This is a genomic window from Guptibacillus hwajinpoensis, from assembly GCF_020171785.1.
GTDB lineage: Bacteria > Bacillota > Bacilli > Bacillales > Guptibacillaceae > Guptibacillus > Guptibacillus sedimenti.
Genome location: NZ_JAIVAE010000003.1, coordinates 223,878 through 249,496, shown reverse-complemented (window position 1 = coordinate 249,496; position 25,619 = coordinate 223,878). Strand labels below are relative to the sequence as shown.

Genomic DNA, 25,619 nt, shown 5'->3' with positions numbered 1-25,619 from the left:
TCTCTCATTCGTTTGAGAGAGCCTTTTGTTACGGTTTCAGAATAAGATGCTTCGCATTTTCTTCATAGCCGCTCATCTTCGTTTCGTGGTAACGCCCATTTACCCAATCATCGATTTGATTGTCGTACCATTCACTAAACACGTAACCAGATTGCCCAGGGGATATGACGTTATAGCTTGTTTCCATATTGGCTAAATCTGTGACCCCTCGCCATGGGGCTCCGTGGTTAACTGTACCAGTTGATGAATTCCAGCCTGCAGCACCAACTGTTACACGGCTACCGCCCATCGCGTTCACTTCTGGATTGAAGAGAAGATGCAAAGGTTTTATCGCACCAAGAGGATGTTCAAATGGTACAGAATGGAACGTCCCCCACGCCCATTTCTTTGGTGCATGCCCCTGTAAGGAAGCAGCTCGATCAACTGCAGCTTGATAGGACTTCGTTACGACAGATTGAAATCCTCCAGACTTTTCCATCCATGGCCCTTCTTCTCCATCGACAGCTCGTCTAATAAGCTGATCAATGACTTGACTCTTTCCATCAAAAAGGGGCATCATTTCTTTGTCAATCTTTCCATCAAACAGCACCTTTTCCATCTCCACTATCCATAGATGAAAGAGAAGCGGAGCGGCTTCATCTCTACCATCGATATAGTTCCACTCTTGAAGGAGCGAGAGAGCGTCTTTTTCAACTGAGGTCAAGTTTTCTCTGTGAAGTTCCTTTGTTAATAGGGGAGTGAGCTCTTTTCCCTGTAAATTCACGAAATCGTTTTGAAGGTTCATCATATCTTGAGTCTCAAGGTTATTTCCGTCAATTAATACTTCTCGAATACGATTCTGACGATAAGGTTGAGCCCACGTATGGGTGATGTGATAGGGGTAGTCATCTGTTGTAATTTTATTATTTGCCGTAGAAATGAATCCTTCATCCGGATTTACGATTGTCGGAAGTTCTTCCCAGGGAATATAACCGTCCCATTCATAGTCATCGTTCCAACCGGGGACTGGTAGCATGCTATCGCCATTTTTACGAATTGGAATGAGTCCATTTGCTCGGTAAGCAATTGTTCCGTCAGTGGAAGCAAACACAAAATTTTGAGCTGGCGTATGAAAGGAAGTGAGTGCTTCCTTAAATTCTTCCCAGTTAGACGCTCGATCGATCTTAAGAACAGCTTCCAATTCGGTTGAAGGATCTAATGCAGTCCACCTGAGAGATAAAGCTGTATCTGGTTGATCGTCATGGGCAAATTCAGAAAGAATAGGACCATGTCGAGTAATGACAACTTCATATGGTATCGGTTCACTGTTTTTTACAGGTATGCTTTCATCAAGAACTTCTGCTGTTTCCCATTTATCATTGTACTGAAATTCAGTAGGGTTATCAGGATTTCGTTTTTCAATATAGAGATCCTGAACATCTGGTCCTACATTTGTAACCCCCCAGGCGATTGAGTCGTTTCGTCCCACGATAATTCCAGGAACGCCTGCAAAAATAACGCCACTAACGTGATAATCTGGAGAATTTAAATGCGTTTCGTACCAGATAGGAGGCGTACCAAGTCCAAGATGCGGATCGTTGGCTAGAAGAGGCTTTCCGGAAGCGGTTTTTTCGCCTGATACGACCCAATTATTACTTCCGTTAAATGGATCTGGGATAACCGCTTTAGCAAAACTTTTTGAGATGTCTAACTGACTTTCTTTCATTTCTTGAATAACAGTAGACCCTTCATCAGGGTAACTCGGAAACAAATCCATTGCTTCTTCTTCTGAGAAATTCTGAAGAAGGTAGTAGCGAAATGCCTGACCTTCCCAATGCCCGCCTAAATCAAACGCCATATACTTTCCAATTGTAAGAGAGTCAAGTGGTGTCCATGCATTTGGTTCATAACCCGCAAGTGTAAATTCAATTGGCAGTGAATTCTCCGCTTTTGCTTGTGTCATATAGGCGTTGACACCATCTGCATACCACTCGAGTATTTGCTTTGCCTCATCAGAGTAGGCATTATAAGAATCTTCTGCAGCCCTTCTTAAGCCTAACGTACGAAAAAACTTGTCATTGTCGATCGTGGACTTACCAATGACTTCACTCAGTGTTCCAGAAGCTTGACGACGACTTAGGTCCATTTGAAACATGCGGTCCTGAGCTGTCACAAATCCTTGAGCCATAAACAGATCCTTTGTAGATGAGGCTTCAATGTGAGGAACGCCTGAACGATCTCGATAAATGGAAACAGAATCTTCTAAGCCTGATAAAGTGATTTCCCCATTTGTTTCAGGAGCTGTTTTCTGCACAAACCAAAAACTGACGGATAAAGCGAGGATTACTAGTAATAAGATACTTCCAGTAAGGTAAAAAGGCCACTTTCTTTTCTTTAACTTAGGCTGTTTTACAGGTGTAACAACCGTACTCATAACTTCCCTCCCATTTCATTTTATCTATATATTACCATAATACATCGTGATGATAGCGCTTTCTGAAATGTTGGGAATGCCTCCTAATAGACCAAGTAGTCTGCTGGATTAGATCACGTCATATTTCGAGAAAAGTGAATAATCCATTTCAAAACATTACAACAAACGAGCGCTTTTGTAGATTAACGCTATTTCCTAAGAGTCTCTGACTGTTTTTAAGAACCTTTGTCACCTTGCAGGAAAATAGATAGATAGGCATGGAATAACTTTATTAAATCAACGGGGAGGAATGATGAAGATGAATAATACAATGATGATTTCTAGGGTAGCTTCCATGTTGAATGTGTCTCGTCATACATTGAAATTATGGGAAGAACAGTTTGCGCCATTTCTAACGATTCCACGCGATGAAAACAATGCCCGTACGTATACAATTGGCGATATTGAAGTCCTTCAATTAATTAAAAACATGAAAGAAAGTCATGCTGCTGATGAAGTCATTATTAATACGTTAGAACTACAAGGTAAGGAAGCAGAAAAAACGCCGCCTAGCGAGCCTATTGATCAGGTAGATATCCAGACTTCCTTATCTAAAATCGTTTCTTTTGTAGAATCAGCAGAAGTAAAAAAACTTCTTAGTATGGATGAAACCGTAAAGCGCTTAGAAAAAGATATCGTTCATCAAGTTCATGAAATTGTTCATGAAGAAATCGCCACTGCTTCAGACGCGCACGCATCCATTAACCAAATGGAATTAAATGCGATTGGTAAGAAAATCGATCACTTAGCTGATGTCTCAGTCGATGAACGTGAATTCTATCAATTTGAAGTAACAAAAGAAAGACAAATTGCTGATGAACAAATGTCTGCGCGAGAAGAAAGACTAATGGCTGTTGTGCAGGATCGTTTCCGGGACGAAAGCAGAGCACATGATCCGAAGTGGGGCGTTACAAAAATCAAAAATATTTTCGGTTTTGCGAAGTAAAGAATTAGAGTAGAGAGAAATTCGAATGGGGGAAGATGAAATGGATCAAGCGAAAGTGATGTTTTCCATAATCAGTCTCCTCGTTGCTGCAACATTCGCGGCTCTCTATATTTATATTTTCTCACTTCACACCGAGGTAAATGGGACGAAGATTAAGGAGAATGAGTATCAAGTATCTGCCGCTTCTTTCCCGGCAGAATATGAGCAAGTAGAAGAATTCGTTGCGGATTTTCATGCTTTTTACAATCGAACAACGGGCTACGGGATGATTGACCGTCCTATGGATTTAGAAGCACAGGAGCGTCAAGCCACTGCTTCCGTAGCCTATATTGATGTATTTTTAGACAACGGGGTAGCTCATGAAGACCTAAAAAAAGACTTAATGTCCATAAAGGAACTTTCTAGTCAAACCCTTACAACAACTGAGGTACGAGCACTACATCGGTACTTTCATGATCTCGACAAAGCTCTGAACAACTATGATCATGAGGATACGTTCGGAGTAACCGACACCTTTGGGGATGATTAAGATGAGGAGCTTCTCTGATTATGTATAAACAAAAGCGATATCATTCAGAGATGAGATATCGCTTTTGTGGCGTTAAGACAACGTTTCTATCAATATAAGAAGGGAGGCGATGTTTTGATTACTACCAAAGCAAAATTCGTTTTGCTTGGTCTAGCGACGATAGCGAGTCTTGCCATTACAATCTATGTCCTTTTTTCAATCAACGAACGCGCTCTCTCTGTTAGTAAGGAATGGATTGCCTCTCCCATAGAGAATCGACCAGATTATGGAGATGAGGAGATGGAACAAATTGCGTCAGCAATTTCGAATGATCTCACATATGACAATATAAATGCTTTTGTTGCTTCGACACATGCGTATTACAATCAAACGACTGGATTTGGTGAAATATCAAAGCTCAATCATACGGATCAAACTGATAAAGCGATTGAATTAGTGTCAGTCATTAATACTTATTCCAAAGAGGAAAATGACAAGCTCAATCAGGACCTACAGGACATTAAATTCATTGCCTTACACTATATTGAACATGGCACTACACGAGATGTTCAAAAACTTCATCGTTATTTCCATGACCTCGATATTGGATTAAATGGATATGGGGCATACGATAAGGTTTGGGGTGTTACAGCTGTCCTTGGTAATGGAGAGAAGACTCGCTAACGAGAAAAGGATCATTGCTGAAAGCAAGTCCTTTTTTTGTTTAGGTACGTAAATGAACGGAAGGAAAAATGTTGAGGTTTCTGATCTGTTTTGACAAAATAAAAGTGGATAGAGGAGGAAACTAAAGAATCTCTTCTGCGTGAACGAAAATGCAATAAGGAAGCAGGGGCAAATGACTTATGTACAAACTAGTGGTTGGAGATCGTAATTCCCAGGAGTTAATCGGAATGAAATGGTTAATCTCAAAGTATTCATTTCCTATTTCATCAGTGGAAACGGTTAATCAGTTGACAGAGGTTATGATGATTTTGGAAAAAGAATTACCTGATATCCTTTTCATTGAATTGGACATGATCCCTCGGGATAAATGGAATCTTATGAAAACGTTTATTGATCGTTATACTACAGAAGTGATTGCAGTAACAGCTGAGCCAACTTTTGAAAAAGCCACTGAAGCGATTGAAATCGGCGCCTTAGACTTGATCGTGAAACCGCTATCACCCTTAGAAATAAAAACCTCTTTACAGAAAGCCTTTCGGAATGTTGCGGATTTTAAAAGGAGAGAGAAAGGGGAAAAGTTACACGAAACACTATGGTATAACTCCTTGTTTATTGATGATCAATTGACCTATCGCGCTCCGGTTTACTTATTGAAAACGGAGGAAAGAATCTTCCTCAGTGAGTTACGCCAATTTATTGACCAGTTTAACTTTTCATCTACGCCACATGTTTTCTCAACAACGGATCGAATTGTCCTTGTTTTTGACCAACTGATACATGAACCTATTCATCAGGCGCAAAGGTTTTTGCGTGAATGGGAACAGATGAATGGAGGGTCTATTGTCATAGCAGTGCATCAAGGAATGACCGACCATTCCTTGCATCAAATTTATATGAAATTACAAAAGGTGATGGAAATATCTTTTTTTACTGGCTATCAACAAGTTCTTCATTCTAATCAAGACGAGGAGTGGCATGATATCGACCCATTTCTAACGTTAACAGAACAGCGTCATTGGGTTACTATGCTTGAGGAAAGTCGAATCGAAGAATTGAAAAAGTGGATGTACGAGCACTTTTATGGCATGGCATCTCCTTATCCAGAGCCGGGTCTTTTGCGAACGCGTTTAACGAGTATCCTTGCTCAAATCAGACGATTTATGATTCGTAAAGGAATGACCGATCAGCGAAGTGAAGCCTTATATAAAGAGGTATTTGAATCGATTTTATATAGTCCTATTCTTTATCGCATCGTTCAAGATTTAATCCTATTTCTTACGAATCTTCTACATGATTCAGTTGACGCTCGTCCTACTTTAAAAAGAAATGTCATCGAAGAAACCTTAACATACATTGATGATCATTATCATGATTCCGCTCTTACCTTGAATGAAGTAGCGGATCATGTGCTTCGTAATCCAGCTTACTTAAGTCACACATTAACTCAAAATTATGGTCAATCGTTTCGTGAAATACTAAATACGACACGTATCTACAAAGCAAAAGAGCTTCTCATCTCAACAAAAGAATCCGTTCAGTCCATTGCAAGTCATGTAGGTTTCAAGAGCCCGAATTACTTTAGCCGGGTTTTTAAAGAATTCACTGGCAAAACACCTGGCGAATATCGAAAAGTGGGCAAGTGAATATGAAGAATGGGTGAGGATACCTTGTTGTATCCTCACCCATTCCATTTAGCGCTTATTATTTTTTATTTACGGAAGCGTCGTAAATAGAGTCCACTGCGCTCTGTAGAGCATCGTTAAATTCTTGTTCAGACTGATTCGCATTTAAATCAGCAGCAAGTGCTCTAGAGAAGCTGGCAATAAGACCATCGTTTTCTTTTAACTTTTCGTTCGCTTCATCACGTGAATATCCTCCAGATAGCGCAACAACACGTAACACACGAGGATGCTCAATTAATTGTTTATACGCATTCGCTCTTGTAGGAATTGAAAGTTTAAGCATCACATTTTGATCGTCTGACAAATCATTAAGCTGTTTTAGGATTTCTTCACGTAAAATTTCTTCTGATTTCTCTTTGTCTTCACTGTGGATGTTTACTTCTGGTTCAATAATTGGCATTAGGTCAGCGGCAAGAATTCGCTTTCCGATGTCAAACTGCTGTTCAACAACTGCCTTGATACTGCTTTCGTTTGGTTCATGAATCACAGAGCGCATTTTCGTACCGAAAATTTTACGTTCACTTGCGCGACCAAGCGTTTCATCTAAATCATGAATTGGTTTCATAAGCTGAACGCCATTTTCTTGTTCGGCTAGTCCTTTGTCTACTTTTAGGAAAGGGACAATCCCCTTATCTGCAAGATAGTCAGCTGTATACTTGCCTTCGATTTCACGATCCATCGTTTGTTCAAATAGGATAGCGCCAAGAATTTTCTCTCCACTGAAAGCAGGTGATGTAATGATTCTTGTTCGCATCTGATGAACACGATCAAACATTTCGTCTTCATTAGAGTAGGAATCTTCAGGAACACCGTATTCTGCTAAGGCCTTAGGTGTACTTCCACCACTCTGATCAAGCGCTGCAATAAATCCTGTTCCATTCTTGATTTTGTCGAATTGATTGTTGTTCATGTTTTTCCACTCCTTTTAATTCTAAACTTCATCATGCAACCATCTATACTCTTCCCATTATTCCATCATAATTAACACCAAATTTTCTATGGATTTATCAAGGATTGCTGTTTAAGAAAATCATCGCAATTTAATCAGGTCATGAGCTTACATAGAGTATGATTTTTCCTTTAAAGATCACTCATTGATATTACCCACGATTCGCTATCTTAAATCATAAGAGATAAATAGTTTAATTGACTTTTCTAAAAAAAATACTATAAATTATTTGTTGTTTATCGAAATGGTCTTCTTGTTTATAAAGTATTTCCTATTAATCAAAATCTGGTTATCTATATCACTTCTGCATCAGGTGCTACGCTTTTATTAGGAAATGATTCTGAAAGGGTGACGAAGATGGCGGATACAAAAGCAACCAAAGTAGAGCAGTATCGAGGCACAGTTCTCCACACAAAAGGATGGATTCAGGAAGCTGCTTTACGAATGCTCAATAATAATTTGCATCCTGACGTCGCTGAGAATCCAGAGGATCTCGTAGTCTACGGTGGAATCGGGAAAGCGGCGAGGAATTGGGAGTGCTATGAAGCGATTGTTCGTTCACTTAAGGAACTAGAGGATGATGAAACACTTTTGATCCAATCTGGCAAGCCAGTAGCTGTTTTTAAGACTCACAAGGATGCGCCTAAAGTACTGATCGCTAATTCAAATTTGGTGCCTGCCTGGGCAAATTGGGACCACTTTCATGAACTCGACCGTAAAGGGTTGATGATGTATGGACAAATGACAGCTGGGAGCTGGATTTACATTGGCAGTCAAGGGATTGTACAGGGAACGTATGAGACATTTGCTGAATGTGGGAAGCAGCATTTTAATGGTAGTTTAAGCAATACCATTACGTTAACAGCAGGCTTAGGCGGAATGGGCGGGGCGCAACCACTTGCCGTCACTCTTAACGGAGGCGTTTGTATTGCAATCGAAATGGATGCTAAACGGATTCAACGTCGAATCGATACAAAGTATCTTGATACGTCAACTGCTAGTCTTGAGCATGCAATTGAGTTGGCAAAGAAAGCTCGAAATAAAGGAGAAGCTCTTTCCATTGGTTTACTAGGGAATGCGGCAGAAATTTTACCTAAAATGATCGATCATCAGTTTATCCCTGACATTTTAACGGATCAAACTTCTGCTCATGACCCTTTAAACGGCTATTATCCTATAAACCTAGAAATAAGAGCTGCAGAGAAACTCCGAAAAGAGAGTCCAGATCAGTATAGTAAATTAGCAAAACGAAGTATCGCCTTGCACGTTCAGGCCATGCTTGAGATGCAGAAGCATGGATCTGTAACATTCGATTACGGAAATAACATTCGCCAGGTTGCGAAAGACGAAGGCGTTGAACACGCATTTGATTTCCCGGGATTTGTACCGGCTTATATCCGACCGCAGTTTTGCGAAGGGAAGGGCCCTTTTCGTTGGGTAGCCTTATCTGGAGACCCAAAAGATATTTATAAAACAGATGAAGTGATATTAAATGAGTTTAGTGACAACGAACACCTATGTCATTGGATTCGTATGGCGCGAGAGAAAATTCGTTTTCAAGGACTTCCTTCTCGAATTTGTTGGCTTGGGTACGGAGAACGTGCGAAATTTGGGAAAATCATTAATAACATGGTCGCAAAAGGTGAATTAAGTGCTCCGATTGTGATCGGGCGTGATCATCTTGACTCTGGCTCCGTCGCTTCACCGAATCGAGAGACCGAAGCAATGAAAGATGGAAGTGATGCAGTTGCTGACTGGCCGATTTTAAATGCGATGATTAATAGTGTTGGTGGGGCAAGTTGGGTTAGCGTTCACCATGGCGGTGGTGTTGGTATGGGCTATTCGCTCCACGCAGGTATGGTTATTGTCGCAGACGGGACGAAAGAGGCGGAGCAGCGAATTGAACGTGTTTTAACAACAGATCCTGGAATGGGTGTTGTTCGTCATGTTGACGCAGGCTATGATTTAGCGAAGAAAACGGCAGAGGAGAAAGGCATTCATGTTCCGATGCTACGAAAGAAATAGGAGGTAGAGCGATATGACTGCAAGACTATTAATAAAAAATGCTGCACAGCTGATCACAATGTCAGGATACTCGGACCGTCCAGCATTAAAAAAGAAAATGTCGAAAATAGGACTAATTGAAAATGGCGCTGTCTATATAGAAGATGGAATCATTGTTGAAGTTGGATCATCGAACGAAATGGTAGCAAAATACAAAGATTCAGTGGCCCTTACAGAGCAAATTGATGCCGCGGGGAAAGTGGTAACTCCAGGGTTAATCGATCCCCATACGCACCTTGTTCATGCTGGTACGAGAGAAAATGAATACGCGATGCGGTTACAAGGGAAGACATATATGGAAATTATGGAAGCTGGTGGCGGCATTCATGCCACTACGCGTGCGACACAAAAAGCAAGTTATGAAGAATTGTTCGAACAGTCGAGAAAACGTCTGAACCAATTTTTATTGCACGGTGTGACAACAGTAGAAGCGAAAAGCGGTTACGGTCTCACGTTAGAACATGAAATAAAACAATTAGAAGTTGCGAAACAACTCCATGAATCTCATCCTATTGATGTCATTTCCACGTTTATGGGCGCTCATGCCATTCCTATATCAGAAAAGAGAAACCCCGAAACGTTTGTATCGAAAGTGATTTCTGAAATGATTCCAGAAGTAGCCAAGCGGAAGCTCGCCACATTTAATGACGTTTTTTGTGAACGGGGTGTTTTCACACCAGATCAATCAAAGCGCATACTAGAAGCTGGTAAAGAATACGGACTCATTCCTAAAATTCACGCGGATGAGATTGAACCTTATGCAGGAGCGGAGCTGGCAGCGGAAGTAGGCGCAATTTCGGCAGATCATCTTCTTAGAGCATCAGATCAGGGGATACAAGATATGGCCGATGCAGGTGTAATGGGTGTTTTACTTCCAGGAACGGCATTTTTCCTAATGGCTGATTTTGCTCAAAGTAGAAAGATGATAGATGCTGGAGTAGGTGTTGCACTATCTACGGATGCAAATCCTGGTTCTTCTCCTACACTCTCTCTTCCATTTATCATGAATCTTGGCTGCTTGAAAATGGGGATGACGCCTGAAGAGGTAGTAACTGCGACAACGATTAATGCTGCTCATGCAATTGGCTGTGCGGATGTTACAGGAAGTCTTGAAGCTGGAAAAAAAGCAGATATCACAATCTTTGATGTACCGAATTACCTTACTCTTTCCTATCAATATGGAATGAATCATGTCGATACTGTGATTAAAGGAGGCGTAACGCTGGTCGTAGGAGGCCACCTTTTATGAGGGGATATCCATACCCAATGTTAAATCGTCCAACCATGGTTTGGTCAAAGCAAACGGATGAACAATTTGATCTTACGGTGAATGAATGGATTGAAACAATAGGTGAATCAACGCCAAATTGGGAAGACTACGACATTACCATTCTCGGTGTTCCCTTATCAAAGTCTTCGATTAGTACATCCGCAGCAAGTGAGAATCCTGATGCGATGCGAAGAGCATGGCGTTCCTTTCGTACGTATAATCTAGATGAAGATATTGATCTAGCTCGTTTAAAAACGATTGATCTTGGTGATGTCAAACAGCATGCGACAGATATACGGTATACGCATGACCAAATTCAACAGGCCATGGTAGCGATGAGAAAACAGCACCCCCATACAATACCTTTAACGATGGGCGGGGATCACTCGATAACGGCTATGTTGATTAAAGGCTGGAAGCTGGTGCATCAAACTGAGACGATCGGCATTTTGCAATTAGATACACATTTTGATTTGCGAGACTTAGCAGATTTTGGCCCCGCAAATGGAACGCCCATAAGGCAGGTAATAGAAAGCCATACAGTTGAAGGAAAGCATGTGCATAATATCGGACTTCACGGTTTTTTTAATAGTTTAGATTTAAAAAACTACGCTGATGAACATGGCGTTCACTACACGACGATGAAAACAGTAAGGAAAAAGGGCATCCATCATGTCGTTCAAGATGCCTTAGCTCAACTTGAAAAAACCGTTGACACGATTTACTTAACGGTCGACATGGATGTCCTTGATATTTCTTGTAATCCAGCTGCGCCCGCAGCAACTCCTGGTGGAATGAGAACGGATGAGTTGTTTGAAGCTGTCCAGTTAGCGGGAGAGCATTCGAAAGTAAAGGCAATGGACATCGTTTGCCTTGATCCTAGAAAAGATGTCGGTGAGATCGGGGTGAAAAGTGCTGTTCATACAATGCTTTCCTTTTTAACGGGAGTTTGTAAACGAAAGATTATAGGAAGGGAACGTCTTGACCACTAAGGTTGATAGCGCTTACAATAAAGAGAGTTACTAGTAACTAGTAGAAACGTGGACAGGTGAGAGAAATGACACAAAAGATATTGATTGGTAAATTAGCGATGCTCGTAGCGTCCTTAACTCCTGAAGAGCTAGAACCATTTTCTCATCAGCTGAAAGATGTGGATTATTGTCAGGGAAAGTCTGGATCAATGAGTATGCAGAAAGTCATTTCAGCTGTTGAAACATCTGCTAAAAGGAATAAGATTATTTCAGAAGAGCTTTATCGAGAGACACATGCCTTATATCATGCCATATTAGAGGCATTAGAAGGGGTTATGCGTGGCCAGATAGGTGCAGGAGACATGATGCGAACCGTGGGCTTACGTTTTGCGATTGTCCGTGGCTCACCTTATGAGCATTATGATGAAGGAGAATGGATTGCTGTTGCTTTTTATGGAACAATTGGCGCTCCAGTAAAAGGACTTGAACATGAAACGTTTGGTCTTGGAATTAATCATATAGGATAAATGCTGCCTAAAGTAATGAGTGATGAGGAGGCGGCAATGGAACAGTATGTTCTATTGCCGCCTCTTTTTGTTTTAAGACGATCAATTTGAATGAGAGAAGGCGATATATATGGTTCATTTAAATGGCTCTACGTTAACTTTAATGGAAATGAAACGTGTCATTTACGAAGGAGAAGAAATTGCGATTGATCCGCTAAGTATGGAAAAGGTTATGAAAAGCAGGTTAGCAGTTGAGAAGATCGTGGCAAGTGGGGAGACTGTGTATGGTATTAATACAGGTTTCGGTAAATTCAGCGACGTTCGGATTCAAGATAAAGATGTCGATACTCTTCAACTTCACCTTATACGTTCTCATGCCTGTGGGGTAGGGGAATACTTTCCAGAACCAGTCAGTAAAGCCATGGTCGTATTACGACTTAATGCGTTAATAAAAGGGTATTCCGGCGTTCGCCCATGTGTTGTCGAACGTCTTTGTGATCTAGCAAATGAAGAAATAATTCCTGTAATTCCAAGTCAAGGCTCTCTTGGAGCCTCCGGGGATCTAGCGCCGCTCTCTCACCTTGCGTTAGTTCTTGTAGGAGAAGGAAAAGTTCATTACCAGGGGAGAATTGTACCAACAAAAGGGGTTTACGATGAACGAGGTATTTCCCCACTCACCTTAAAGGCAAAAGAAGGTCTTGCCCTTATTAATGGGACACAAGCGATGACGGCGATGGGAGTGATCAACTATATTGAAGCAGAGCGTTTAATGGATCAGTGTGATTGGATCGGAGCGATGACATTTGAAGCACTGGAAGGAATTATTGACGCCTTTCATCCAGCGATACATGAAGCACGAGGATACCCTGAGCAAATGGAGGTTGCCAAACGAATAAGAAAGTTAACGAGTGATAGTAAACTCGTGACACATCAAGGAGATAAACGCGTGCAGGACGCTTACTCCCTCCGATGCATGCCACAAGTTCACGGGGCTTCAAGACAAAGTCTAGCTTATATAAAAGAAAAGCTTGAGATTGAAATGAATGCTGCTACAGATAATCCTCTTATTTTAGAAAACGGCAAAACGGTCGTCTCTGGTGGGAATTTTCACGGTCAACCTATTGCCATTGCGATGGACTTTCTCAAAATCGCTGTAGCCGAAATGGCTAATATATCAGAACGGAGAGTGGAACGGCTCGTTAATCCTCAGTTAAATGATTTACCGGCATTTTTAAGCCCGGATCCTGGTCTCCAGTCTGGTGGTATGATTATGCAATATGCGGCTGCATCACTCGTATCAGAGAACAAAACGCTTGCCCATCCAGCAAGTGTGGATAGTATTCCTTCATCCGCGAATCAGGAAGATCACGTTAGTATGGGAACAATTGGTGCTCGTCATGCTTATCAAATCATCCTAAATACCCAAACAGTTGCCGCGATTGAAATGATATGTGCGATGCAAGCATTAGAAATCCGGGGCATCACTTTAGCCTCTACATCTGCGCAGAAGTTATATGAGAAAGGACGAACTATCGTATCCTCGATTGAGGAAGATCGCGTCTTTTCAGATGATATTGAAGCTCTTTCAACGTGGTTACGTGCAGATCAATTTCAATGGAATATTCACGGTCAATTTATACTGGGTTAATACGTTTGGGGAAGGAAAAAGGACAATTCCTGTAAAAAAGGGATTGTCCTTTCTGTTTAGCGATTAATCTTCGTAAAACTCGTGATCCGTTTCAAAAAGAACATCTTCCTGACATGATACACAATCGTTAAAGCAACGTGTAAAGTCTAAAGGAAATAAACGGCGACAAACGTTGGAGCAATAGCGAGAGCAGCTAGGAGCAGTTTCGCGACCGGCAGTGTCATTATCTCTACAGCCACAACGACCTCTTGCTTCACCTTCAGTACGGTTTCGCTTAATGTTAGCTCTTCGGTTATTAGCACTTCGACGACTTCCCATATTACCACCTCCTATCTATCAATACTTTATGTAGAAGGTATCGGACATGCTTATCCATTCGCCTAGTTAAAACTATCAATTCATTATTTTTTTGATAAACATTCAGAAAATAAGGTTAACTCCCTTGTTTTTATACAAATGTATGTAAAAATAGGTATTAATATCCTTTGATAGATTGAGAGAGGAACAGCATTAAACGCTTTCGGTCACACAGGTGGAATTAGAAGTAAGGAGCTGTCGTATTCAATGCCTTCAACAAAAACCTTAGTTATTTCAATTTCTTCCATGGTAATCCTTATCCTTGGACTTACGTACTGGTTTATTTCAGATTTGGATTGGAGTTTAAAAGAAAATACGCAAGAAGCTGAAGCGATAAGTAATGAAGAGGGTTCATCTGTTGATCCAGAGCGTTACGTGGATGAAGGTGAAGAATCCATAACGGCAGATGGTATACCAAGTGAAAGTAAATTTCAGGATTATATGCATGGAATGACCCATCAAAAAGTTATTGCTGAAGATAAGTGGGGAATCTATCAAATTTCTGAGGAGCGGATTGACAATATGCTCGAGGTGCTAGATCAAGTAAAAGGAACGCCAGAAGAGTATAAGTACCAGGATTTTTATACGGAAGCTTTAACAGAATGGGACAAAGGAAACTTTAACAATGCCGTGGACGTCCATAACTACATATGGAATTTAAATGGTGGAACGGTTGGAAAAGCGAAAAGGTTAATGACAACAGAAGAAGAACAAGCCTATATTGATAAAACTTACGATAAGCGGTGATTCCGCTTATTTTTGTGTTTAGGATTATACCCTACAATTTGGTACACTGAAAAAAGACTAATACCGAGAAATGGAGGGTGACAAAGTGAACAATATCAATCAACCACACGAAAATAAGTTAATTCATGAAAAATCGCCCTATTTGCTCCAGCACGCACACAATCCAGTCGACTGGTATCCGTGGGGAGAAGAAGCGTTTGAGAAAGCGAAACGAGAAAACAAGCCTGTACTTGTTTCGATTGGGTATTCGACTTGTCATTGGTGTCATGTAATGGAAAGAGAAAGCTTTGAGGATGAGGAAACGGCAAGGCTTCTAAATGATCGCTTTGTAGCGATAAAGGTCGATCGGGAAGAACGTCCTGATATAGATTCCATTTACATGAAGGTGTGTCAGGGATTGACTGGTCAGGGGGGATGGCCGCTGAATGTTTTTGTTACGCCTGATCAAAAACCATTTTATGCGGGGACTTATTTTCCGAAAGAAAGCAGATACAATCTACCCGGTTTTAAAGATGCGATCATGCAGCTTTATCAGCAATACAAGGAAAATCCTGAGCGGATTGCAGGAATTGGCGATAAAATAACCGCGTCTTTGCAAGAACGAATGAATGCGGAAGGTGGAGAACTAACAGAAGAGCCGTTACATAAAGCATTTGGTCAAATGCAAAATTCCTTTGATACAATATTTGGTGGTTTCGGTCAGTCCCCGAAATTTCCATCCCCTCATATGCTCATGTATTTGCTACGGTATTATCGCCACTATAATCAAGATCTAGCCTTGACGATGGTGACGAGAACGCTTGATGCTATGGCAAATGGTGGCATTTATGACCACGTAGGGTTTGGTTTTGCGAGGTATGCTGTCGATCAGGAATGGCTTGTGCCCCATTTCGAAAAAATGCTGTATGATAACGCCATGCTTGCGCTTACCTATACCGAAGCATTTCAAGTTACTGGGAACGAACGCTACAAACGAGTTGCTTGTGAGATACTCGAATATGTACAACGTGATATGACAGGAAATGATGGAGGGTTTTATTCCGCAGAAGATGCTGATTCTGAAGGGGAAGAAGGCAAGTTTTATGTGTGGACAAAAGAAGAAGTTCACACAATCTTAGGTGAAGAACTTGGCTCTCTGTACGCTGAAGTGTATGACATTACAGCGAGTGGAAATTTCGAAGGGAAAAACATCCCTAACTTAATCAAAACAGATCTTTCAAAGATTGCTAAATCATTCAACCTGACAGAAGAAGACATCCAAACTCAACTGGAGACAGCAAGAAAGAAACTTTATGTCGAGAGAGAAAAACGCGTTCATCCCTATAAAGATGATAAAATTTTAACGAGTTGGAACATGTTAATGATTGCGGCATTTGCGAAAGCGGGAACGGCGTTTCAACAAATTGAATACACTCAATTAGCTGAAAAGTCGTATCGGTTTATTGAAGAAAACATGGTGGTCGATGGACGTTTAATGGCTCGTTATCGCGATGGAGAAGTGAAATTTAAAGCGTATCATGACGATTATGCATATGGACTCTGGGCGTTAAATGAATTGTATGAAGCAACGTATGACTCCCAATATCTTGTTAAAGCAAAAATAATCTCTGATGATATGCACGAATTGTTTTGGGATGAGAGTTCTGGAGGATTCTACTTATATGGCCATGATGCTGATCGATTGATCGCAAGACCGAAAGATGTTCACGATGGCGCTCTCCCATCTGGAAACAGCGTTGCTGTTCTTCAGTTGCTCCGTTTATCGAAGTTAACAGGCGAAATGAAATACGATGAGTGGGCTAATCGGATGTTTACCGCTTTTTCAGGTGATGTCTCATCGTATTCAAGTGGTCATGCTTATTTCTTAATGAGTAAGCTCTATGCACGATCTTCTTCTAAAGAAGTGGTTATCGTCGGTTCAAACCAAGATCGCAATAAAGAAAGATTGATACAGTTTCTACAGCAAAACTTTTTACCTGAACTAACCGTAGTGAGCGTCGAAGATCCGACGGAACTAACCGAAGCAGCACCATTTGCTGCTAACTTTGAGAAGACAAGCGAAACGACCATATACATTTGTGAGAATTTCAGCTGTTCGCTTCCTGAGAGGGACGTGGATAAAGTTATGAAAGAATTAGAAAAATAAACGAAAAAGCTACCGGGCTAAACCTGGTAGCTTTTTGTCGATAAAGAGGTTAGGTCATGAGCACGATTACAGCAAAGCTTATTGAGATCGAAAAAAAGAATAAAATTACGATTTTATTTGCATGTGAAGCGGGGAGTCGCGCTTTCGGTTATGAGAATAAGAACAGTGATCATGATATACGGTTTATTTACACGCACGATCTAGACTGGTATTTAACGGTATTTCCTCAGACGGATGTTTTGGAAGTTAACAGCGGGAAAGTTGAATTCCATGGATGGGATATAAAAAAGGCACTCTATTTAATAGGTAAATCGAATCCTTCCATTCTGGAGTGGTTCATTTCACCGACTATTTACAAGGAAACGGAAGAAGTGAAAATGCTTAGGGAATTAAGCACGGATTGTTTTTCGGTAAAACCATTATTGTTTCATTATATTAATATGGGAATAACAAATTTAAAAGCACAGGAAGAACGATCCGACCAAAAAGGGATGCTTTATGTTTTAAAATCGATTCTTTTTGGAAGGTGGATCTTGGAGAATGAAAGCCTTCCTCGGTCAACTCTCCCTCAACTTCTCCAAGATTCATCGCTTAATGATCATATAAAAATACAGGGAAAGGCTTTATTCAGAAGAGAAACGCTTAGTAATCCAGAGCACTTAATAGTCAATCTTGAAGAAGAGTTAAATCTATTAGAGAAAAAAGCTCGGCTCTTAAAAGAAAGGCGTGTAATGGATCAAAATAGGATTGATTGTGTATTTCGATCGATCGTTAGAAGGTAATGGAAAGGGAACTTACCAATCAAAACGGTATCCATTCGAACGCGTATTCGCTACAATAGACATAGAATAATTTTTGAGGTGATCGGATGGAAAGAAAAAAGAAACTGCCAGAGCTTCTGGAGATGTTTCAGCAGGAGGAAAAGTATCGGTCTAATATCGTAACCTGGAAAACGATTGAACCGAAGGAAGCGAAAACAGCGCCTTTTCCACAAGGGCTTCAGCCAGAGCTTCAGAAAGCTCTTGAAGAAAGAGGTGTGGAACAATTATACACGCATCAGGCAACAGCCTATGATGAGGCATCAAAAGGAAACAGCTTCGTAGCTGTTACACCGACCGCTTCAGGAAAAACATTGTGCTATAATTTGCCTGTTTTAGATACGATATTGAAAGATTCTTCAAGTCGGGCTCTTTATTTGTTTCCAACAAAAGCCCTTGCGCAGGATCAAAAGAGTGAGATCAATGAATTAATTGATGAGATGGAAGTTGATTTAAAAGGGTATACGTACGATGGAGATACGTCTCCAACGATTAGACAAATCGTTCGTAAAGCAGGACACATTGTTATGACGAATCCAGACATGTTGCATTCTGCTATTCTTCCTCACCATACAAAGTGGGTTTCACTATTTGAAAATCTTAAAGTGATAGTGATTGATGAGCTTCATACGTATCGTGGTGTATTTGGAAGCCATGTTGCGAACGTGATTCGAAGATTGAAGCGCATTTGCCAATTTTATGGAAGTAACCCTATTTTTATTTGTACATCAGCAACGATTGCGAATCCGAAAGAGCTTGCCGAAGAGCTAACCGGAGAACAAATTACATTGATTAATAACAATGGCGCGCCTACCGGCCGGAAACACTTTGTTCTTTATAATCCCCCCGTTGTCAATCAGGCGCTTAATATCAGGCGTTCCGCTACGCTTGAAGCAAGAAATTTAGCAGCAGAATTGTTGAAAAATAACATTCAAACAATCGTTTTTGCACGGAGTCGTGTTCGTGTTGAGATTCTCCTCACCTACTTGCAGCAGTTGGAACAGCGAGAATTAGGGCCACGCTCCATTATGGGGTATCGTGGAGGTTATTTACCTAAACAAAGACGAGAGATTGAAAGCGGTCTTCGTAATGGAGATATAAAAGGTGTTGTTAGTACGAATGCGCTCGAGCTCGGTGTTGACATTGGTCAACTTCAGGCGTGTGTTTTAACAGGGTATCCAGGCACCATTGCAAGCACCTGGCAGCAAGCCGGGCGTGCAGGTCGTCGTCAGGATGAATCTGTTGTGTTTGTTGTTGCGAGCTCAAGTCCACTTGATCAATATATGATCACTCATCCGGATTACTTTTTTGAACGAAACCCGGAAGAAGCTCGAGTAAACCCTAATAATTTAATTATTCTTGTTGATCACGTAAAATGTGCCGCATATGAGCTTCCTTTTCAACAAGGAGATACGTTTGGTGGAGAAAACATTGAAGACGTGTTGGAGTTTTTAACGGATGAACAACTCCTTCACCATCGGGCAAATCGGTGGTTTTGGATGAACGATGCCTTCCCAGCTCACAACGTAAGTCTTCGCTCTGCGTCTCAGGAAAATGTTGTGATTATTGATCAAACGACAGCTTCGAATGTAAAAGTGATTGGAGAAATGGATCGGTTTAGTGCCATGACATTGCTTCATGAAGAAGCGATTTATCTTCATCAGGGTGTGCAATATCAAGTGGAACTGCTCGACTATGATGAAAAAAAGGCGTGGGTCCGAGAAGTGGATGTCGATTACTATACGGATGCTAATCTTGCTGTGCAGTTGAAAGTATTGGAAGAAGACAAGCATGAACCACTGCCACATACAACAGCTACTTATGGAGAAGTGATGGTCAACGCAATGGCAACGATATTTAAGAAGATCAAATTTGAGACGCATGAAAATATCGGATCTGGTCCGATTCATCTTCCTGAAGAAGAGCTCCATACGAACGCATGCTGGTTTGATTTCCCGGAAAGCTTTGTCCAAACAATGGGAGAGAATCGGTTGGAGGAAGGCTTACTCGGTCTTGGGAATGTCCTTCGGAACGTTGCTCCTCTCTTCGTCATGTGCGATGTGTCTGACCTACATGTGACACCTCAAATTAAAGCTGTTCATTCAAACAAGCCGACCGTATTTTTCTATGATCGTTACCCAGGAGGAATCGGATTATCGGAAAGAGTCTATAAAGAACTTGGTTTTATTTTAAAGGAAGCGGAATCGATTGTCGTGAATTGTGAATGTGAAAGTGGCTGCCCATCCTGTGTAGGAGTATCAGGTGAAACGGGCGAAAATAGTAAGCAAACCGCCATCTATTTACTTGAATATTTAAGAGGTGAACATTCTCATGTCACTGAAAGCTAAATTAAATCGAATGAAAAAGCATATGAACCTGAGCGAAGCGGATGACGTTGAAGCGAAAGTGGAGCAGCCTACTGTCGATGTTCCTCACCTTCAAAAATGGAAAGAGCTTCATGCGCATCCCTATTTTCTGGACGGAGACTATGCACTTGTTAGAAAAAAGCACTATCCCACTAACTATCAACATGGTCGTTATGTGTTTCAGGAGCTTGAAAACGTCGTGGAGCGGTGGAATAATCGCCACCGGGTACATCCGCTTTCATCTAAGCATCTTACCCCTTCTGATTTACTGTTTTTTGATACAGAAACGACAGGTCTTGGTGGTGGCGTTGGCAATACGATCTTTTTACTCGGCTATAGCCAGTATACAGAAAATGGAATATCCGTTAATCAGTATTTTCTGCCTGGTCCAGGTGCGGAGGTGCCGATGTACAAGGCTTTTCTTGATGATGTGAACGAAATGAAGAACCTTGTAACGTACAATGGCAAAGCATTTGATTGGCCGCAGGTGAAAACGCGTCACACGTTAATACGCGAGCAAGTACCGAAGTTACCTCAATTTGGCCACTTTGATCTTTTGCACGGGGCAAGACGTTTTTGGAAAAATGAAATGGAATCTGTTAGACTCGCGAATGTAGAAGAACAGCAGTTAGGTTTTGAACGAAAGGAAGACATTCCAGGCTATTTAGCTCCAATGCTTTATTTCGAATTCGTGAAGGATCCTGATCCAGAACTCATTGAAGGTGTATTGAAGCATAACGAGGAAGATATTTTGTCGTTAATTACGCTTTATATTCGAATGTCTCACCTATTGCTCGACATGGAAGGGAAGTCGTTAACCGCCGGAGAGCAGTATCAATCTGCTCGTTGGTGGGAAGCGGTAGGCGAAGAAGAGCATGCAGCGTTGCTTTATGAAAAAACAACTGGCCGGCACGAGAAAGAAGCGAAAAAAGCCCTTGCGCGTATCTACAAAAAGCAAGGTCAGATTCATAAATCGATTGAGATCTGGCTTTCTTTATCACAGGAAACGAATGATGAAGAATGTGATATTGAACTGGCGAAATATTACGAGCATAAAGTGAAAGACTATGAAAAAGCATTACATTATTCTTTATCCGCCTATCAAAAATGGAAAGAAAAGAAGAGGATACTAAAAGACAAAGAAGAGAATGAGCGATTGTTGTATATGAAGAGAATTGAACGGCTTGAGCAAAAGGAAGCCCGTTAACGATTGGAGGTTGTTATGCAGGATTTCTATGATGTACTTAAGAAAAAGGAACCTTTCCATTCACTGAGCGATGAAGAGATTGAGAATTTAATGGCATCTGCCAAGTTCTCTACTTATCAGAAAGGTGAATTTTTGTATCATGAAGATGAAGATGCCAATACTCTTTATCTCCTGGTTACTGGTATTGCAAAAAACATCGTTCATAAAGCAAATGGTCAGCAGGCTACGATGCGATTCTACTACCCGGGCGACCTGGTAGGGTTAATGATTATGTTAACGGATGAATCGATGACATTTTCAGTTCAAGCTAATGAAGATTGTCAGGTCATTCAAATCAAAAAAGAAGTAATGTTAAAGATAATGACGGAAAATCCTGCTTTTTCGCATAATGTTCTTGATACAATTGGGGAACGGATGCGTAGTCTGTATGATGAAATTAAGCAGGAGCGTGATCGCGAATCAGATGGAGAAAACATCGCTCTTTATCGAACGAGAGTCAGTGCCATTATGGATTCCAAGGTAACAATTCCTCCTACTTATACGGTACTAGAAACAGCGGATTTGTTTCGAACGAAAAATTATGATGGTGTAATCGTGAGTGAAGACCGTGAGAGTGTATTAGGAACGGTCACTCCTCTTGAAATTATCAATGCTCTGACGATGGGACAATTTCAAGATCCTATTCATAAATGGATGTATCAAAAACCAAATCTCGTTGAAGAAGATACCTTTAGTTATGAAGCCCTTGCTTATTTGAAATTTCATAAGGTATCACTACTACCGGTAGTGAAGCGAGATCGAATCGTGGGGATGGTGTCTGCGAAATCTTTCCTCGGTATTCAAGAGTCAGCCTATCTTGATTTATCTTATCGTCTTTCAAGAGCAAAAGAACTTGATGAAATAATGAATCTTTCTCCTCCTATTCATGAAGAGTTTCGTGCCTTTATTCAAGAATTACTCGATGCCAATACATTGGGATATGAGATATGTGAAATGATGTCCAATTATAATGATGAAATGCACCGTCGCATTATTTTACTGGCTGAAAAGGAAATGATAAGAGAAGGATACGGAAGAGCACCTGTGAACTACTGTTTTATTGTGATGGGAAGTGAAGGAAGAAAAGAACAGGCTTTCAGCACAGATCAGGATAACGGTCTAATTATTGATGATTATGAACATCTTGAACATAAAACAGAAATCGAAACGTTTTTTAAAGTGTTTGCAGAGAAAATCAATGCCATGCTTACAACATGCGGTTTGCCAGAATGTGATGGCGGAATTATGGCCAAAAATGAGAAGTGGAGACGGTCTCTCTCAAATTGGCAAACAGAAGTGAATCGGTGGATTACGGAAACAGATGCTGAAGAAATCCGTAACTTTACGATCTTTATGGACTTTCGCCCAGTGTATGGTGACTTTGATTTGGCACGAGCACTCAGAAGTCGTATAACAGAACGAATTCGAAAAGCACATACGCTGCAAATGCTGTTAATGAAAGATACAATTCGATTTCGTGTTCCGCTTAATCCTCTTGGGAAATTACAGCTTCGAGGAAAAGAAAAAACGCTTGATCTTAAGAAAGCAGCCATTATGCAAATTGTGAACGGGATCCGAATCTTTGCAATGAAATATGGTGTAGAGGAAGTAAATACGATTAAACGATTACACGAATTAAAGAAGAAAGAAATTTTTCACCATCGTGATGTCATTAATATTGAAACATCGCTTCATTATTTGTATACCTTTCGAGTAAGACAAAATTTGTATCAATTGGAGAAGGGGTCTGAGATTTCTAATTTAGTGAGACCGATCGAATGGGAGAAAGAAGAGAGAAGGAAAATGAGGGAAGCGTTACTAGTTGCGAAAAGAATGCAGCAAGTAAGTGAATTGAGCTTCCGTAGGAATCGGAGTATTTAAAAATGTCGTCCATAGGTTTTAAATTATTGCGTTATTATCTTTTTGATCGGGTAAAATGGCAAAAAAAAATAAGAGCAGACAAATCATTACCGGTATATGACCGGTTACATGATTCATTATTATTATATCAAGAATCAAGTAGTCGCTATTTTACGGTGTTTGATCTTGAAACGACAGGCTTCTATCCCGCAATAGGAGATGAAGTGATTTCAATTGGTGCAGTAAAAGTTGATCTTATTGAAGGTCGTATTCTGGATGAGTCTTTTTATCGAATCGTACGTCCTATTAAAAAAGTCCCGCGGTTTGTTAGGCAATTAACTGGCTTATCAATTGAAGAAATTCGTGCAGGGTGGACGTTTATTGAAGCTTTTGAGGAGTTTTTATCCTTTAGTAAGGGAACAACGCTTGTTGCTCATCCTGTTAAATTTGACGTTTATTTTCTACAAAACCTTATCCAAAGATGGGGATTACCAGACTACTTGCCGCCTTATTTAGATTCTGAAGGACTAGCTAAGGAATTATTTCCACGAAGTAATCCTCAGCTTGACTCGTTAATAAGGAAACTTAATATTGATCGTCATGAACGCCATCATGCTCTAAATGACGCCAAAATGACTGCTGAACTTTTATTAGTAATGTTTCACAAATTGGACATGAACGACGGTCATGATGAGGAAATAAGACAGCGAATTGCGAGGGAAAATCTCGTATTTGGTAGGAAATAGCTTTATTTCTTTTCATTATTCCCCGGGCAAGCGCATAAAGGGCATTCTTTCGACGATTTCTTTTAGGAAACTTGTTGAAACACCGTTTACAATTGTCGTCTCTTGTTGTAACTTTGAGTAGTATATTGAAGTTTCTGAGTTTTTTTAGAAATAGTTCAGATTGAATGTAATGGAGAGATGGAAATTGAAGCAGGTAATCATGGTTATGTTCTTTATCGTAATTGCGTTAACAGTTGTTGTAATGAGTCAAATTAGTGATTCAGCTCAGAATTACAGTGACAATGAGGTCATTGTTCAAAAATAGGCGTGAATTTCAGGGGAAGAATGTGGAAATAAGGACGAATACACAGTACATGTACATCGCAATGAACATAGGCTAGTAGGGAAATCACCAAATTAAGAAGGGGGAACCTACACTATGTTTCATAGACATCATCGCATGGGACCAAATGGAAATATGCCAAATCAGGTGAGTCCAGCTATGCAGGGACCGAATGCGAATATGCCAAATCAAGTGAGTCCAGCTATGCAGGGACCAAATGCGAATATGCCGAATCAAGTAAGCCCTGCTATGAAAGGCGGAATGCCAGGTCAGGTAAGTCCAGCCATGCAAGGTCCTGGAGGTCCATGTCCAACAAGTCCTGTAGTATATCCGACAAAATGTTGTGTGAAGAATCATTACTATAAGCACAACGTTGATCATATTCATCCTACCCATATTAAAAATGTTCATCATCATATGTATGAGCACAATCATAGTTATCCTTTAACGGAGTCAGATGAAGTGTTAGCATCACATATGAATAATTATCCACCACCACGTCCAACGGGTGCCATGCCGGCAGGATACGCACCTACAAGTCCATCTCAAGTGGCAGGGGCTATGCAGGGGCCGAATGGTAATGGTATGAACGGTCAAGTAAGTCCGGCTCAAAAGAGAAGAAAATAATGAAATATTGAAACGAACTGGGCTTCCAGTTCGTTTTTACATAGGAGGTGTGTAAGTGGCAAACGTATTGCTTGTTACTGGTTATAAAGCACACGAGCTAGGAATATTTAATGATGATCATCCAGGTCTTCCAATTATAAAGGCGGCTTTGCAAGGAAGAATGGCGCAGTTAATTGAAGAAAAAGATGTGGAATGGATTTTAATAAGTGGACAGACTGGGGTGGAACTCTGGGCGGGTGAAGTGGCACTTGATTTGAGAGAGCTTTATCCTGATTTAAAGCTTGCTGTCTTGACGCCATTTTTGGAACAAGAAAGCAAATGGAAAGAACAGACGCAAGATTTTTATAATATGATACTCGCGGAAGCTGATTTTGTTGAGTCGATTACAAGTCGTCCCTATGAAAATCCTGGGCAGTTAAAAGCGAAGAATGAATTTTTAGTGCGTAAAAGTCACGCAATGCTCGTTTTATATGACGAAGAAACGCCAGGTTCTCCAGATTATTACTTAAAAGAAGCGAAGAACAGACAGAGAACGGATGAAGGGTACGAAGTTTTTACAATCACGCCGATTGATCTTGAATTACTAGAACAGGATTTACGTGAAAGTGATCCAGATTTTTACAAGCAATAAGGCGAATTGGAGAGATTCCAATTGACAAGAGGGAACTCTTTTGGAAGAATAAAATAAAGACAATAATCGCATA

21 protein-coding genes are annotated in these 25,619 nt (G+C 40.7%); 18 read left to right on the top strand and 3 right to left on the bottom strand.

The window, feature by feature from the left end:
• Positions 1 to 28 precede the first annotated feature (28 nt).
• On the bottom strand, positions 29 to 2,413 hold the full coding sequence (locus LCL91_RS05210) for a penicillin acylase family protein (RefSeq protein ID WP_224880597.1): 2,385 nt from the start codon (positions 2,411 to 2,413) through the stop codon (positions 29 to 31).
• 298 nt (positions 2,414 to 2,711) lie between these two features.
• Between LCL91_RS05210 and LCL91_RS05205 the strand changes: the two genes are divergently transcribed.
• From LCL91_RS05205 to LCL91_RS05190, 4 genes are all read left to right on the top strand, one after another.
• Positions 2,712 to 3,398 carry a MerR family transcriptional regulator gene (locus tag LCL91_RS05205; protein WP_224880595.1) on the top strand — a complete coding sequence of 229 codons (687 nt, stop codon included), beginning with the start codon at positions 2,712 to 2,714 and terminating at the stop codon, positions 3,396 to 3,398.
• A gap of 40 nt (positions 3,399 to 3,438) precedes the next feature.
• Positions 3,439 to 3,927, top strand: coding sequence for a hypothetical protein (locus LCL91_RS05200; RefSeq protein ID WP_224880593.1), 489 nt, complete (start codon positions 3,439 to 3,441; stop codon positions 3,925 to 3,927).
• Between the two features lie 114 nt (positions 3,928 to 4,041).
• A complete protein-coding gene (locus tag LCL91_RS05195; protein ID WP_224880591.1) occupies positions 4,042 to 4,590 on the top strand; it encodes a hypothetical protein in 549 nt (182 codons plus the stop codon).
• 179 nt (positions 4,591 to 4,769) lie between these two features.
• On the top strand, positions 4,770 to 6,233 hold the full coding sequence (locus tag LCL91_RS05190; protein ID WP_224880589.1) for a helix-turn-helix domain-containing protein: 1,464 nt from the start codon (positions 4,770 to 4,772) through the stop codon (positions 6,231 to 6,233).
• A 58-nt stretch (positions 6,234 to 6,291) separates the two neighbouring features.
• On the opposite strand, the gene LCL91_RS05185 is transcribed toward LCL91_RS05190, so the two are convergent.
• Positions 6,292 to 7,182, bottom strand: a complete 891-nt coding sequence (locus LCL91_RS05185) for a fructose bisphosphate aldolase (RefSeq protein ID WP_224880586.1) — start codon at positions 7,180 to 7,182, stop codon at positions 6,292 to 6,294.
• Between the two features lie 396 nt (positions 7,183 to 7,578).
• Between LCL91_RS05185 and hutU the strand changes: the two genes are divergently transcribed.
• The 5 genes from hutU to hutH all read left to right on the top strand — a co-directional run bounded on the left by hutU (position 7,579) and on the right by hutH (position 13,680).
• The gene (hutU, locus tag LCL91_RS05180) at positions 7,579 to 9,246 is read left to right on the top strand and encodes a urocanate hydratase (protein ID WP_224880584.1); all 1,668 of its coding nucleotides are present in this window, start codon (positions 7,579 to 7,581) and stop codon (positions 9,244 to 9,246) included.
• A 13-nt stretch (positions 9,247 to 9,259) separates the two neighbouring features.
• On the top strand, positions 9,260 to 10,534 hold the full coding sequence (gene hutI, locus LCL91_RS05175; protein WP_224880582.1) for an imidazolonepropionase: 1,275 nt from the start codon (positions 9,260 to 9,262) through the stop codon (positions 10,532 to 10,534).
• Entirely contained in the window at positions 10,531 to 11,547 is a 1,017-nt protein-coding gene (locus tag LCL91_RS05170) for an agmatinase family protein (protein WP_224880580.1), read from the top strand. Before hutI ends, LCL91_RS05170 begins: the two co-directional genes overlap by 4 nt.
• 65 nt (positions 11,548 to 11,612) lie before the next feature.
• The gene (gene hutP / locus LCL91_RS05165) at positions 11,613 to 12,053 is read left to right on the top strand and encodes a hut operon transcriptional regulator HutP (RefSeq protein ID WP_224880578.1); all 441 of its coding nucleotides are present in this window, start codon (positions 11,613 to 11,615) and stop codon (positions 12,051 to 12,053) included.
• A 109-nt stretch (positions 12,054 to 12,162) separates the two neighbouring features.
• A complete protein-coding gene (hutH, locus tag LCL91_RS05160; RefSeq protein WP_224880574.1) occupies positions 12,163 to 13,680 on the top strand; it encodes a histidine ammonia-lyase in 1,518 nt (505 codons plus the stop codon).
• A 146-nt stretch (positions 13,681 to 13,826) separates the two neighbouring features.
• Here the strand turns inward: hutH and LCL91_RS05155 are convergent, their stop codons facing one another.
• Positions 13,827 to 13,982, bottom strand: a complete 156-nt coding sequence (locus LCL91_RS05155; RefSeq protein WP_224880573.1) for a hypothetical protein — start codon at positions 13,980 to 13,982, stop codon at positions 13,827 to 13,829.
• A gap of 262 nt (positions 13,983 to 14,244) precedes the next feature.
• Between LCL91_RS05155 and LCL91_RS05150 the strand changes: the two genes are divergently transcribed.
• From LCL91_RS05150 to LCL91_RS05110, 9 genes are all read left to right on the top strand, one after another.
• Complete coding sequence (locus LCL91_RS05150) at positions 14,245 to 14,784, top strand: DUF6241 domain-containing protein (protein ID WP_224880571.1); 540 nt, start codon at positions 14,245 to 14,247, stop codon at positions 14,782 to 14,784.
• An 85-nt stretch (positions 14,785 to 14,869) separates the two neighbouring features.
• The gene (locus LCL91_RS05145; protein WP_425589657.1) at positions 14,870 to 16,930 is read left to right on the top strand and encodes a thioredoxin domain-containing protein; all 2,061 of its coding nucleotides are present in this window, start codon (positions 14,870 to 14,872) and stop codon (positions 16,928 to 16,930) included.
• Positions 16,931 to 16,986: 56 nt separating this feature from the next.
• Entirely contained in the window at positions 16,987 to 17,712 is a 726-nt protein-coding gene (locus LCL91_RS05140; RefSeq protein ID WP_224880567.1) for a nucleotidyltransferase domain-containing protein, read from the top strand.
• Positions 17,713 to 17,798: 86 nt separating this feature from the next.
• A complete protein-coding gene (locus tag LCL91_RS05135; protein ID WP_305077772.1) occupies positions 17,799 to 20,096 on the top strand; it encodes a DEAD/DEAH box helicase in 2,298 nt (765 codons plus the stop codon).
• Positions 20,080 to 21,321, top strand: coding sequence for a ribonuclease H-like domain-containing protein (locus LCL91_RS05130; protein ID WP_224880565.1), 1,242 nt, complete (start codon positions 20,080 to 20,082; stop codon positions 21,319 to 21,321). The genes LCL91_RS05135 and LCL91_RS05130 overlap by 17 nt, the downstream gene beginning before the upstream one ends.
• A 15-nt stretch (positions 21,322 to 21,336) precedes the next feature.
• Positions 21,337 to 23,241, top strand: a complete 1,905-nt coding sequence (locus LCL91_RS05125) for a DUF294 nucleotidyltransferase-like domain-containing protein (RefSeq protein WP_224880563.1) — start codon at positions 21,337 to 21,339, stop codon at positions 23,239 to 23,241.
• Between the two features lie 2 nt (positions 23,242 to 23,243).
• Positions 23,244 to 23,966 (top strand): 3'-5' exonuclease, encoded by a 723-nt coding sequence (locus LCL91_RS05120; protein WP_224880561.1) that lies wholly within the window; start codon positions 23,244 to 23,246, stop codon positions 23,964 to 23,966.
• A gap of 418 nt (positions 23,967 to 24,384) precedes the next feature.
• Positions 24,385 to 24,915 carry a CotD family spore coat protein gene (locus tag LCL91_RS05115; RefSeq protein WP_224880559.1) on the top strand — a complete coding sequence of 177 codons (531 nt, stop codon included), beginning with the start codon at positions 24,385 to 24,387 and terminating at the stop codon, positions 24,913 to 24,915.
• 55 nt (positions 24,916 to 24,970) lie between these two features.
• The gene (locus tag LCL91_RS05110; RefSeq protein WP_224880557.1) at positions 24,971 to 25,546 is read left to right on the top strand and encodes an SLOG family protein; all 576 of its coding nucleotides are present in this window, start codon (positions 24,971 to 24,973) and stop codon (positions 25,544 to 25,546) included.
• The last annotated feature ends 73 nt before the right edge of the window (positions 25,547 to 25,619 follow it).